Raw genomic sequence first — 12,368 nt, 5'->3', positions numbered from 1 at the left:
ACTCTGGTTATGGATATAAAAATGAAAAGACCGTCTAAATTCAGAAGCAGGTTTTCCTTACCTGCACTTATGTGTCTTCTGATAGCACAAGGACAAATAGCTTCCGCAACGGCCAATGATGAAGAGACGTCAACAGGAAGCGGCTGCGCGGTTATGACTGAGGCAAGCCAGAGGCTGACGCTGATGGACAACGCCACCGATCTGAAAAATCCTCCGATGTTTGACTTTTCTGAGAGAGATCATGACACCCGGGCAAAACTAGTGGTGGAATACAAAAAACCGGTGCTGGCAGGCTGTCATACCAGATTAAGGCAGTGGTCAGGTCCTAAATATGATTACCGCCCGGTGGGCCCTACTATGGTGATCCGCCCGGATCGCACCTATCGCGCCGATATCCACAACAAACTCCCCAGAGAAAATGAAGCCACCAAAAAATCAATGGCAAGGCAGGGCCATGTGCATCACCTCGATGGTGCCGGTCACGGGGGGGAATCCACCACGTTGGGATATGTGCCGCCAAAACCGGTTGAGATGAACTTTAATGTGCCACACAATTTTAATGTCACAAACCTCCATACTCACGGCTGGCATGTGGATCCCACGGGAAAAAGTGACAATATTTTCCGGGAAATGGAACCTCGGGATGAACCTTACGAACAAATTGTCCACCTGCCCAAAGGACACCCATCGGGTACCTTTTGGTATCACGCTCATTTGCACGGTTCCACTACTTTGCAGGTCGCCAGTGGTATGGCTGGTGCGTTGATTGTTAATGATCATAACCAAGGTCTGGAAACCATTGATGTTATCCGCGACGCCCCGGATCGGATTATGTTGTTTCAACAATTGGCTTACGGCAGAGATGGTCAGATTGAAAATTACGATAATCTGCAACAAGGCGATATCAGTGGCACCGGCAAAGCCGTAGGATATAAAAACCTGAACCGACCGGTATTCGTCAATGGCCAGGCCTATCCAAAAGTCTGGATTAAGCCGGGCGAAATCCAACGCTGGCGCTTTATTCACGCCGGTATTACCGATGGTATCAATCCACAACTAGTGAAGGTACCAGCCTCAGACATTAGCGCAACTGGTGATATCGACTTCAGCAACGCCGAGGTGATCAATATGTATGAGATCGCTTTAGATGGTTTGCCTACTGGCACTATGCCCAGTATCCCTTATGCCGTATTGGCCCCCGGTTACCGCACCGATGTGTTAGTGCAGATCAGCGCTGCTCACAGCGATGACGACTCCCGATTGTTCCTGATTGACCAGGGCCAAAAAGACAAGGTGAATGTACAGTTGCGCAACAAAACTGACTCGGATCCGGGTGTCGCTGAAAATGCCACTAATTTCCGTCGAATTCTCGCGCAAATTGAAACCGGAGAGGCACTATCAACAGCTCAAAGCCTGCCTACGCAGGAGCAGATAAAACAAGCCTACCATGACTACACTAAGGGTGACCCCTACACAGGCGAAGCCCCACTACAGCCATTGACGGCAGCTGAACTGGACAACGGTAAAATTCAGCAAGTGCACTACAAAGTATCTTCGCAATACCAGTGTCCTGAGCATGGTGGTAGCTGTACCCCTTGTACTGATGATGCTAACAATCTGGTATCTTGTGGCGCTGAAGCACAAAATTTTTATATGATTTGTGATGGCCGGGATGCTTACGGTAACTGGTCCTGTTTTAACTTTAATCCTTCTGTCGATTTCGCCCGAATTCTGGGGCTAAACTCCGCTAACATTTGGAAGATAAGTGGCGAATCCAACAGTGCTAACCATATTTTTCACATCCACGTTAATCCTTTCCAGGTACAGCGCAAGTTTGCCTACGGCGTTAATTATCCTTTCCCGGAAGGCATGAACGAAAACGACTGGGTTTGGAAGGACACCCTGAAAGCGCCGGTATTCCGCAATACCGAAACTCTGACCAACATTAGCAGTCAGGCTCAACTGGATGAATTTATCAGCGGCAAAACCTTCAATCCAAAAACTCCGACATCGGGTGTAAAAGGTATAGGCCAGGGACACATAGCGACTATTAAGACCCGCTATACAGTATTTACCGGGGCATTTGTTCAACATTGCCATGTATTGAATCACGAAGATCAGGGCATGATGCAGGTTGTATCTATTGAACCGGCACTGGAAGACATTAAGGAAGAGATCCCGCACCTGCACAAGGCCATTATGGAACATGGCCGGATAGAGTAAGCATTTACTAGATAAACAGCAACAGCGCCAATTGGCGCTGTTGCTGTTTGAGATTATTGTTTATTGCCACTAGAAAGCGAACCGGCGATCCATCTTCACCTCTTTGCGGCGAGAGTTATCAATTTTGTAGACGGGTAATTCGCGAATGTCAGCGCGCTCACGGCGGGCTACATACGGCACCAATTGCGCATAGCCATCGCGTTTACCGGCTTTCATTGTGGCTTCAAATAACGCTACACAGCCTACTGTCGTCACTTTGACATCCGTAAAATAGTATTCCAGCACATTGGTTAGCTGACGTACATTGTCTCTGCGGTTATTCAGTACCCCTTTTTTGTTGTACATAGACATCAGCATACTGGAAATCTTGCCGTTTTCAGCCTGACCTAAAATGGTGCTACCAAAAATTTTACCTTTCGCTGCCAGACACATACGAGCATTGTGAAACAGCGTTGACAATCGGTCTTCAAAACTACCCTGCAGGCTCTGGATCACCATATTCAGATTGATGGAATCAAACTTGCGACTCTTAAAGTTCCAGTTTTGCAATAGGTTGGCGTAATACAGGTGCGGAGCAAGATGCTTTGCATTCTTATGCGCCGCTTTTAAGGAGTCTTTGTCAGAATCTAAAAACGATACCATAAGCTCTGGGTTAGCTTTTAATCGCTTAACCAGAGAGTATCCTCCTTCAACCCCAACTTCTAAATGGTTTTTTGACACATTGCGCTTGAACAGCTTTACCAGATCCGCTTCTGGACAACGCCACGCCAGTTCATTGATCAGATCATGTCCCAACACTTTTGACAAGGTACTCAGTGGCGTTCTTTTACCCGTAGCTTTGTTCTCATCCAGTGACAAAGCGGCAGAAGTAATGGTCTTTTTCATGTTGCTTTCCTTTACAATGACGAACCAAGCCGGGCTTGTTTCAGTACCAGGTCGAACTACAAATACTCTCGGTATAAATGCCTGAAGGTTTCTGTGATGAAGCCATAATAAGGAAGCGAAGATGAATCATCTTCTGAATGGAATGATCAAAAATGAACGGTTAATTTGCGACCCATTGCGCAAAGGCCACATTGTGCATACATCAAATACACAATCAGTGTTTTTTTGTGGTTTTTCTAAAAAAGCCGGCCTATCAAAAAACCTACAACATTGATTTTATTAACTTTATTGAAATCCGTTCATTTTTCATCATAGTTATTAATCAGTTGTTAATTGCAAAAGTTTACCTGAATCCGTCAATAGCAAGATATTTCCCTGCTGGTCCTGTTCAATGGCACGAAATCGTTCATTGAGATGAGTCAAAAAGCTCTTTTGTGCAACTACCTGAGTATCAGCTATCTGCACCAGACGCAGTTCTCTGGTTTTTAATGTGGTAACCAGCAACTGCCCCTGAAACTCAGGGAATTGCTCACCGCGATATAAAATCATATCTGAAGGAGCGATTGAGGGGGTCCAGTCCAGTAACGGCAATTGCATCCCCGGATAGGTTTTAAAAGGGCTGATACTGGCCCCAGAATAATCCTTGCCATTGGTTACCACTGGCCACCCATAATTAGCGCCAGGGCTGACAATATTTATTTCATCGCCCCCTGCCGGGCCGTGCTCATGACTGAAAATGCGCTTTGACTCAGTATCAAAAACCAAAGCCTGTGGGTTGCGATGACCCAAAGACCAAACGTATTGGGCATCAGACTCGGCATACCAGGGGTTATCAGATAAGGCCCTGCCGCTGTCATCCATTCGCAGAATTTTGCCCAGTTGCGAGTCTTTTAGTTGTGCCGCCTCCCGGTAATCAAAGCCGTCACCAGAGGTAAGCAACAACGAATCATCGGCAATAAAGGCAATGCGTCCACCGTAATGCACCGGTGTATCTTTCATAGGGGAGACGGAAAATATATCACTGCCATCCTCAAGTTTAAGCTCAGATAAATTAAGCCGCGCTTTGAATATGGTCAGGGCATTATTGTCGGCATCACCTTTACTATAGGACAAATAAACCAGTCCGTTATCTGTAAAATCAGGATGCAAGCTGATGTCCAGTAAACCGCCTTGCCCTGCATAAAACACCTGCGGAGTAGCCTTTATGACTCCCTGTAATTGATTTTCGTGAATATAGCGAAGTTGCCCGCTTCTCTCGGTAACTAACCAGCCACCAGATGGCAGTTGCGCCATCGCCCAGGGAGAGTTCAACCCTTCCAGTAAGAGCTTGACACCATATTCAGCAAAAGCCACCTGAAAGCTGAACACCCACCCGACAATTCCCATCAACAAATAACGCATAAAAGACCAATTCTTGTCTCAAGTTAGCTTCATTTTAGGGAAGACAGGAACGAATACCAGTGTTTTAATAGTAAGCAGTAGTAAAGCAACAGTGTTTAGATACCATGTCCATCAAACTGATATTGCACTTCTTAGTCGCGGTGCTGACCACCTTCATCATCGCCAGTATTGCCCACAGTCAATTTGTTTTGGCAGCACTGACGGATGTTGGTGTCACAGTATCTTTGACTGACAGGCTTAGCATGACACTGTCTGATCTTATCGGTTTATTACCAGGCTACGGCACTATCATCCTGATCGCATTACTAACGGGCTTTTTAATAATTGAAGCCATCTCCCGCTGGGTTCACCCTCTGCCCGCGTTCCGCTACCCCATTGCAGGATTACTGGCCATGAGCTGTGCTCTGCTGGCAATGCATCCCATTTTCAACGTATCTCTGATAGCTGGCGCCAGAACTGAACTGGGCTTTTTATGCCAGATTCTGTCCGGAGCTATTGGTGGCTGGGTGTTTATCACCCTCCGCAACTTATCAGGACAGCCATCTTAACTTTCACTTCCCAACAAGGACAGCCACCTTTAAAACCTCATAACCCGACAGCTACCAAAACTGTACTTCGGTACAGTTTTCAACTTCAGTAATTTGTGCAAAATGGAAGCTCTTGTTATCAGACTCAGGAGGAGTCCACATGCCAAAAGCCAGGAAGGCACAAATCTGCCTGGAAGATACGCCTTATTACCATTGTGTTTCCCGCTGTGTACGCAAAGCTTATTTGTGCGGTGAAGACGAGCAGACCGGTATCAGCTATGAGCACCGCCGCCAATGGGTTGAAGACCGAATTCACTTTTTGTCGCAAATATTTGCTATCGATGTCTGTGCCTATGCAGTAATGAGCAATCATACCCATCTTGTTCTTCATATTCATAAAGATTTATCAGACAGCTGGGATACTGAAGAAGTGATTCGTCGCTGGCACCGGCTGCATAAAGGCACATTGTTAAGCCATCAATATCTGAGTCCTGAGCAACGTCAACAGATGGGAGAGTCTCAATTATTTACTGTTGAAGAAACCGTTGAAGTTTGGCGGCAACGACTCACCGACATCAGCTGGTTTATGCGCTCACTAAACGAATATATTGCCAGAGAAGCAAACAAAGAAGATGAATGCACTGGTCGCTTCTGGGAAGGCCGCTTTAAATCCCAGGCTTTGCTGGATGAAGCTGCACTAACCGCCTGTATGGCCTATGTGGATTTAAATCCCGTCAGAGCCGGAATAGCTAACACACCAGAACAGTCAAACCACACCAGTATTCAGTACCGAATCAATGCCGCTAAAGCCGGTAAAACACCAAAATACCTGACTCCCTTCGCCGGCAATTTTAACCAAGACCTGCAACATAGTTTGCCGTTTCATTTAACCGACTATCTGGAATTAGTGGATATCACCGGCCGAGTGATTCTTGATAACAAAAAGGGATTTATTGAAGAAGCAACGCCCGCCATTTTGCAGCGCCTCAATCTAGAACAAGCGCAATGGCTGGAACTCAGCACTCAATTTGAGGACTGTTTTCATCATGCCGCAGGCAATGAGTCCTATCTTGAGGCCTACAAACAACGACACAAACTCAAACGCCTCAGGGATAAAAACACGGCGTTAAGGCTATTTGGCTGACAATAACTACCCTAAACCAGATATTTATCAGAATTACCACGAGGTAAGGCCTGCTCTTACCTGAGCAGCTATAAATTGGCAGTTTTAAAAACAAAAACGGCTAAAAAGCTTAAAATTTAACCTCTGAATTTCCTCCTCTGAAAAATTTAAAGACATCGCAAAGTATCCAAACTCAAATTCACCTAAAATTACAATAATTTAAACATGGCTGTCTTCTTAATTTTATAATTTAAACATGGCTGTCTTCTCAATTTGGTTCGCTTTAAGGTGGCTGTCTGACTAAGAGGTTTCTGACTAAGAAGTTCGGGCACAAAAAAAGCGCCGAAGCGCTTTTTTTAAGTGGTTAAGCTAAATTATGACGATAATTCAGCCTGGAGTATCTCAAAGCTGTTCTTTTCAGATGACACATATTTAAGCCATTGTTTGGCCATTCTGGAAGTGCCTTTGAACTTTTCAGCTTCAGCCAGCGCGTTGAGCGCTTCAGCAAACTGTTGCTTGTTAAACAACGCCATGCCAATGACCAGATGAGCCGTTCCAGGGCTGCGAATTCCGCCTTTGTCTAGCGCAATTTGGGCGTTTTCTATTGCCTGATCCCACTTTTCAGTGTTCAGGAATAGCTGCGCCAGTTGCGCGTTCAACTCGCCATCTTCAGAAAGCTCTGCCGCGGCTTGCATGACTGGAATAGCTTTATCACTATCTTTTGACGCTGCATAACACTGCGACAAAAAGCGCAAGTTTTTCAGGTTCCGGGCCAGTTTTCCATTTTCCATCGCTTCTTCCATGAGGCGTGCGCCTTTATATGGCACCTGATGGTAATAATAGAGTTGAGCCAGATTAAACATGTCATTGCCTGTCTCAACATAGCCCATTTGATACGCAGTCTCCATGACCGCCAGTTGCTTTTTCTCCTGACCGATTTCGCCGTACATACCGCCTAACTGCAACCAGTACTTGGGCTTGTCGTAATAGCGCACCAATTTAACCAGCACATCAGTAACCTTTTTAGGTTGCTTTAGCTCGTAATAAATAGCGCGTTGCAGGATATACCAGTTTTCGTCGGCAATGCCATCCTCCGGATTATCTTCCTGAGTAGCAATAGCCAGCTCTATAAAGCCTGCGGCTTCCTGATACTTTTTATTTTGGTACATGGCCTGCGCTTTCAGGACATAGTTTTTCGCCGGAATTTTGCCTTTATTTAACGCTTCCCAGCGCTCCAGGTAATGGATGACGTCGTCATACTTTTCCTGCATCAGGCTCAGCTGCGCCAAACTGAACAAAGTACCTTGCTCAAAACTCTCCGGGATTGGCTGTTGTTCTACAACCAGTTTGAAGGATTCAAAAGCCTGAGCGTAATCTTCGGCGTTGTAATAAACAAAACCATAGAAGTTGTACATCATGGCTCGCTCATAGCTATTCATAGAGTCCATCTTTCCCTGAACTTCATCCAAAATAGCGATGGCTTCATCAATATTACCTTCGTCGCCAACAGCTTGGGCTCTGGCAAGTTGTTCGTAAACCTTGCCTCGTAACGCCGGAACGCGTTTTAACTTGCGTTCAGATTTAGCTTCTTCCTGTGCTTGCACAATGCCACCCGGCAACGCCGAGTGTGTTGCTGGTGCTATATAGACCGCAACCCCTAAAATGGCGCAAGCAATCGTTGATAAAGAGTGTTTTAACATCGTTTACCTCTAGCCATCGATTTCGAAAGAAATACGGTTTTGAATTCCGGAAACCTCGGCCGGTTCGCCGTTGACTACACGGGGCTTATATTTGAACTTCATAGCAGCATCAATGGCAGCTTGCTCAAAAATACCGGCAGGTTCAGCTTCCACCACTACAGGATCCCTGACCGCCCCTTGCTTAGTTACCGTAAATTCCACAATTACATATCCTTCAATACCTCTTGATAAAGCACGTCTGGGATACACAGGCGCCACTTTTACAATCGGCAAATACTCACCATCACCCGATTCCAAAGCCAATCCGCCATCTAATGCTACATCGGCTGAAACGTCTTGCGAAAAGTCCATTCCACCGCCATCAGAATTAGGAGTCGCGGAATCAAGCTGAGGTTGATCCATTTGCGGTGGAGGCTCTTTTGGCGGTGGTGGCTTACGAGGCTTGCGCTCTTTTTGCTCTACCGCTTCTTCTTTGGGAACCCGGACAAAGTCCAATACCCTGCCTTTAGGTGCATCGGTTAATGCACTTCCACCACTTTCGATCAACGACTGCATTACATAAAACAGGGCCATCGTAATGCCTGCACTGAGAATTAACGCAATCAATACTCGAATCATAATTACTGCTCTGCTGCCGCAATAGATACGTCGTAAGCGCCTGCGGCGCGTGCTGCATCCATTACTTTGATTAACTTATCAACATTGGCTTCTTTATCTGCCTGAATAACCACAGAACCCTGTGGGTTTTCCGCTTTGAGACGCTCAATGTTGGCTTGTACTGCGCGTACGTCTACTTTGCGCTTGTTAATCCAGATTTCGCCCTTGTCAGAAATCGCCACCAGAATCGTTGCTCTTGGTTTTGCTGCAGCGGTGGAGGCTTCCGGGCGATTTACGTCGATACCCGCTTCTTTAACAAAAGATGCAGTAACAATGAAGAAGATAAGCATGATGAATACAACGTCCAGCATGGGCGTCATATCAATCGTGGCCTCTTCTTCTTCCACTAAATTTTGAAAATGCTGTTTCATAATTTTCTCGCTTTAAGGCCGGGCACGTTGCCCGTCTCCTTAGATATGTCTGTCCAGTTCTAATGCTTCTTCAACGTGAGTGCGCTCGGCTTTTACTGTTCTGGTTAACCAGGCAACTGCAAAAACACCGGATAGTGCGCCGACCATGCCCGCCATTGTCGGAATGGTCGCTTTTGATACACCAGAAGCCATGGAACGGGCGTTGCCCGAGCCGGAAATGGCCATCACGTCGAATACCTCTATCATGCCGGTTACCGTACCCATCAATCCCAATAATGGGCAAAGTGCCACCAGTGCCTGAATAATAGCCACGTTACTGTTCATTCCCTGATGCAAACGTGAAATCATCATTTGCCGGATTTGCTCAGCATTCCAGGAGCTGCGATCTTTGCGCGCCCCCCAGTTTGCAATGGCTTCATTTTTGGCTTTCTGGTGCCAGATGAAGAAGTACAGCGCTCGTTCTAAAATGAGTAGCCACATCACGAAGATCAGGATACCGATATAGAACACAACGGCTCCACCGGTTTCCGTAAAATCGCGAATAGCCTCAAAAAACTCGATGAACATAGCTATTAACCTCTTTCAGCGCGCTCTGCAATCACCCCTGAAGACTGTTCTTGCAGAACTGCAACGATGCCTTTACTGCGCGTATTTAAGAATGCGTATAGCAAGGTTGTAGGAATAGCCACAACCAGACCCAATACCGTTGTAACAAGGGCTTGAGAAATACCGCCTGCCATCAATTTAGGGTCACCGGTTCCAAACAAGGTAATCGCCTGGAAGGTATTGATCATACCGGTTACGGTACCCAACAGTCCCATCAAAGGTGCTACTACAGAGATAATTTTTACTATAGTTAAAAAGCGAGATAATTTAGGTAATTCCCCCAGAATAGCCTCGGTTAAATGCAATTCCAGCGCTTCCACATCTGCTTCAGGGTACTTGTCTTTAACCATCAACACACGACCCAACGGGTTGTCCGCTTTAGGTGTTGTAGATTTCTGCTGAGCATTCACTTTCATTTGAATCAAAGACAGGTTAATCAATTGAATGATTGCCAACAGGAAGCCTACCGCACCGACACCCAGGATGATGTAGCCCACCAAGCCGCCTTGTTCAACACGCTCTTTAAGATTAGGCGCTTGAACCAGCAGACCTAAGATAGAACCACCTGTTGGATCCAGACCAAACTTCACAAATTCGCCATTAGAGGCTTCCAGCTCAGTAATCGAGTCTTTGTAACGGTCAGCGGGTTGACGGATAAGCTCTGCAACCGTCCCTGTAGCAGGGTTGTAGCTAAGGTATTTACCATCAGCCACCAGCGCAAAAGGTCCGACGCGAGTCACGTCTTTAGTCACCTTAGTTCCGTCAGCTTCGACCACTTCAGTGTTGAAACTGGTGACTTTACCGGCTTGAGTCATTTCGCGCTGAATTTCAAACCATACGCGCTCAATTTCTTCAATCGAGGCCAGTTTTGAAGATTTACCCATGGACTGTGCCAGGTTGTCCAGAAACTCGCCACGGCCCGGGATTTCTGCTGAAATCATAGAATTCTGGAATTTGTTTTTGGTATCACCCGACACCTGTTGCAATACACCAAACAGTTCTTTCAAAGAACCCAAACGCTTATCTAAAGCACCTTGTAAATCAGCGATTTTAAACTCATTTTCTTCGAATGAAGTTTCCAGACGTTCACTTTTCGCTTCTTCGTTTGCACGGGATTGTTGTGCTTCGCGAATCATGCGGTCCTGCTCAGCAACCTGAGCGCGGAACTGTTGTTCACGCTGTTGGTTTTGTTGATTTTGAGCGAACTTACCTTCTTCCAATTGCTTTAATAAAGCATCCAGATCCAGGTTTTTGTTTTGTGCCATTGCACCACCAGATAAGACGGAGGCAACGAACAATGTAGAGATAACTTTAACGAACTTTTTCATTGCGCAATATCCTTAGTTGGTCTTCTGAACCGGCAGCATCAGTAGGTCTGGGGCTTTCTGTTTCTTAGCCATACGCAAACCACTGGTGATCTGTGTGCGATAGCTGGAGTCCAGCAAATCCCAGGTTTTAGTATCCTGATTCCACACACCTTGCTCAGAGCCATCACGAGTTTGATAAGCCAAAACTGAGCGGCCTACACGTAAAAAGTCGACATCTCGCTCCTGCCCACCCAAGCTTAAAATGCCTGAATAAGCTTCCATGGTGCGGCCATAGTCCATTTCTACCTGGTAAGCTTCCATCACGCGTCGGAACTTCTCAGACGAGGACACATCGGCACGATCCATCATTTCGCGCAATGTCGCTATGCGCTCAGAGCGCTCGTCGGGCAGAAAGGGAACATCTAATTGTACGAATTGCTCCAAACCATCAATCATGCGCATCATCAACGGTGTTATTTGGCGTTCGATAACACTAACTTCATCAATGGATTTGTTCAGTGCCGCCATTTCCTCAACCTGGTTAGCAATCTGCTTTTCCAGTTGTGCGTTATATACGCGTAAACCGTCAGTTTCCTTATTGATGGTTTTGAAAGTTTGCAGTTTGCTGTCTACCTGCTCAGAGTAAGCATTAACTTTTTCCTGAGACTTGGCTGCGGACTCGTTAATTTGCTTAGCAGAATCAATGGCTGGTTTGATATAACCATCTTCCTGAGCGCTTCCTGTCATAGATGCAACTGATAAAGCCGCAGCTACAACTGAAAGGGTAAAAGTTTTGGAAAACTTCATATAAAAAGACCCTAAGATGTGTGTTAACTATACAATTGGGCATACTGCCCGAAGATGGTGCGGATTGTAGGGCCGGAATATGATCGTTTTATTACATTATGTAATAGTGCAGTCAGATCCTCATATTAACCCCGAAAAGCTGCAAACAAAATGAGTGAGCTTATATCCAGCTGATTTTGTTTATAGCCGACCATCCGCAGCCAGTGAAATAATACCTGGGGATAGTTGTGGAAATGTGACAAAGATTAAAAGAGCCAGCTCAATGCAGAGCTGGCCTAATTCGGTTACTCATAAGAACGACAAGTCACCGTTTCCAGAATAGGATAACAACGGTTTGCTGAGCCACTGTCTCGGCTTTCCCAACGGCCATTGCCTTTATAATCTAAGTAAGTTGATTCATCTTCACCGCACTCAGATGTATATTCAACAGCGTCAGCAAAGCCTTTGCTTTGACAAAAACCATACGCATTGAATGCGCCATTCCATATTTGATTTTGATAACCGTATTCGTTGTATGCCTTGACATTATTGAAGGTTACTTCGTTGGCGCTCACAGACACAGAAACCAATGCAATAGCAGCGAAAAGTACTTTTTTCATATCACTTCCTAATAAATGTTTTACAAATTACGCATTCAAGAGCTTTATTGCTCAATCGGATTATATATTTACCGGACAGGTAACTTTATTTCGCTTCGGTTAATTTTTTATTGCGTATAAGTAGAGCAGAATAAAACGAAGTCTATGCAGAGGTGTTGTGAA

12 protein-coding genes are annotated in these 12,368 nt (G+C 45.7%); 3 read left to right on the top strand and 9 right to left on the bottom strand.

Annotated features, from left to right (window positions below):
• Positions 1-153: 153 nt before the first annotated feature.
• Positions 154-2,223 carry a multicopper oxidase family protein gene (locus ACXAD8_RS20020; protein WP_475231794.1) on the top strand — a complete coding sequence of 690 codons (2,070 nt, stop codon included), beginning with the start codon at positions 154-156 and terminating at the stop codon, positions 2,221-2,223.
• 69 nt (positions 2,224-2,292) lie between these two features.
• Here ACXAD8_RS20020 and ACXAD8_RS20015 read toward each other — a convergent pair whose 3' ends face one another.
• Both ACXAD8_RS20015 and ACXAD8_RS20010 read right to left on the bottom strand, forming a co-directional pair.
• Positions 2,293-3,108, bottom strand: coding sequence for a methyltransferase (locus ACXAD8_RS20015; protein ID WP_475231792.1), 816 nt, complete (start codon positions 3,106-3,108; stop codon positions 2,293-2,295).
• A gap of 318 nt (positions 3,109-3,426) precedes the next feature.
• Entirely contained in the window at positions 3,427-4,509 is a 1,083-nt protein-coding gene (locus ACXAD8_RS20010) for a PQQ-dependent sugar dehydrogenase (protein WP_475231791.1), read from the bottom strand.
• Positions 4,510-4,613: 104 nt separating this feature from the next.
• Here ACXAD8_RS20010 and ACXAD8_RS20005 point away from each other — a divergent pair, with 104 nt between their 5' ends.
• Together ACXAD8_RS20005 and ACXAD8_RS20000 are read left to right on the top strand one after the other, a co-directional pair.
• Entirely contained in the window at positions 4,614-5,057 is a 444-nt protein-coding gene (locus tag ACXAD8_RS20005; RefSeq protein WP_475231790.1) for a hypothetical protein, read from the top strand.
• Between the two features lie 139 nt (positions 5,058-5,196).
• Positions 5,197-6,180, top strand: coding sequence for a transposase (locus ACXAD8_RS20000; protein ID WP_475231788.1), 984 nt, complete (start codon positions 5,197-5,199; stop codon positions 6,178-6,180).
• A 353-nt stretch (positions 6,181-6,533) separates the two neighbouring features.
• Here the strand turns inward: ACXAD8_RS20000 and ACXAD8_RS19995 are convergent, their stop codons facing one another.
• The 7 genes from ACXAD8_RS19995 to ACXAD8_RS19965 all read right to left on the bottom strand — a co-directional run bounded on the left by ACXAD8_RS19995 (position 6,534) and on the right by ACXAD8_RS19965 (position 12,206).
• A complete protein-coding gene (locus ACXAD8_RS19995) occupies positions 6,534-7,859 on the bottom strand; it encodes a tetratricopeptide repeat protein (protein WP_475231786.1) in 1,326 nt (441 codons plus the stop codon).
• Positions 7,860-7,868: 9 nt separating this feature from the next.
• The gene (locus ACXAD8_RS19990; RefSeq protein WP_475231784.1) at positions 7,869-8,477 is read right to left on the bottom strand and encodes an energy transducer TonB; all 609 of its coding nucleotides are present in this window, start codon (positions 8,475-8,477) and stop codon (positions 7,869-7,871) included.
• A 2-nt stretch (positions 8,478-8,479) separates the two neighbouring features.
• Positions 8,480-8,887: an ExbD/TolR family protein gene (locus ACXAD8_RS19985; protein WP_229528233.1), complete on the bottom strand. Its 408-nt coding sequence runs from the start codon at positions 8,885-8,887 to the stop codon at positions 8,480-8,482.
• 39 nt (positions 8,888-8,926) lie between these two features.
• Positions 8,927-9,454 (bottom strand): MotA/TolQ/ExbB proton channel family protein, encoded by a 528-nt coding sequence (locus ACXAD8_RS19980; RefSeq protein WP_475231782.1) that lies wholly within the window; start codon positions 9,452-9,454, stop codon positions 8,927-8,929.
• Between the two features lie 5 nt (positions 9,455-9,459).
• Positions 9,460-10,821 (bottom strand): MotA/TolQ/ExbB proton channel family protein, encoded by a 1,362-nt coding sequence (locus tag ACXAD8_RS19975; protein ID WP_475231781.1) that lies wholly within the window; start codon positions 10,819-10,821, stop codon positions 9,460-9,462.
• Between the two features lie 12 nt (positions 10,822-10,833).
• Positions 10,834-11,607, bottom strand: a complete 774-nt coding sequence (locus tag ACXAD8_RS19970; protein ID WP_475231779.1) for a DUF3450 domain-containing protein — start codon at positions 11,605-11,607, stop codon at positions 10,834-10,836.
• Positions 11,608-11,891: 284 nt separating this feature from the next.
• Positions 11,892-12,206: a hypothetical protein gene (locus tag ACXAD8_RS19965; protein WP_475231778.1), complete on the bottom strand. Its 315-nt coding sequence runs from the start codon at positions 12,204-12,206 to the stop codon at positions 11,892-11,894.
• Positions 12,207-12,368: the final 162 nt, after the last annotated feature.

The sequence above is a fragment of the Planctobacterium sp. AWH2_060 genome (assembly GCF_056158425.1).
Note: the sequence above shows the minus strand (reverse complement) of the source record. Positions and strands in the feature narration are given on the sequence as shown.

Bases quoted from the DNA above. Each gene is read 5' to 3' on its own strand.
- ACXAD8_RS20020 (WP_475231794.1), top strand. From the start codon at position 154: ATGACTGAGGCAAGCCAGAGGCTGACGCTGATGGACAACGCCACCGAT.
- ACXAD8_RS20015 (WP_475231792.1), bottom strand. From the start codon at position 3,108: ATGAAAAAGACCATTACTTCTGCCGCTTTGTCACTGGATGAGAACAAA.
- ACXAD8_RS20010 (WP_475231791.1), bottom strand. From the start codon at position 4,509: ATGCGTTATTTGTTGATGGGAATTGTCGGGTGGGTGTTCAGCTTTCAG.
- ACXAD8_RS20005 (WP_475231790.1), top strand. From the start codon at position 4,614: ATGTCCATCAAACTGATATTGCACTTCTTAGTCGCGGTGCTGACCACC.
- ACXAD8_RS20000 (WP_475231788.1), top strand. From the start codon at position 5,197: ATGCCAAAAGCCAGGAAGGCACAAATCTGCCTGGAAGATACGCCTTAT.
- ACXAD8_RS19995 (WP_475231786.1), bottom strand. From the start codon at position 7,859: ATGTTAAAACACTCTTTATCAACGATTGCTTGCGCCATTTTAGGGGTT.
- ACXAD8_RS19990 (WP_475231784.1), bottom strand. From the start codon at position 8,477: ATGATTCGAGTATTGATTGCGTTAATTCTCAGTGCAGGCATTACGATG.
- ACXAD8_RS19985 (WP_229528233.1), bottom strand. From the start codon at position 8,887: ATGAAACAGCATTTTCAAAATTTAGTGGAAGAAGAAGAGGCCACGATT.
- ACXAD8_RS19980 (WP_475231782.1), bottom strand. From the start codon at position 9,454: ATGTTCATCGAGTTTTTTGAGGCTATTCGCGATTTTACGGAAACCGGT.
- ACXAD8_RS19975 (WP_475231781.1), bottom strand. From the start codon at position 10,821: ATGAAAAAGTTCGTTAAAGTTATCTCTACATTGTTCGTTGCCTCCGTC.
- ACXAD8_RS19970 (WP_475231779.1), bottom strand. From the start codon at position 11,607: ATGAAGTTTTCCAAAACTTTTACCCTTTCAGTTGTAGCTGCGGCTTTA.
- ACXAD8_RS19965 (WP_475231778.1), bottom strand. From the start codon at position 12,206: ATGAAAAAAGTACTTTTCGCTGCTATTGCATTGGTTTCTGTGTCTGTG.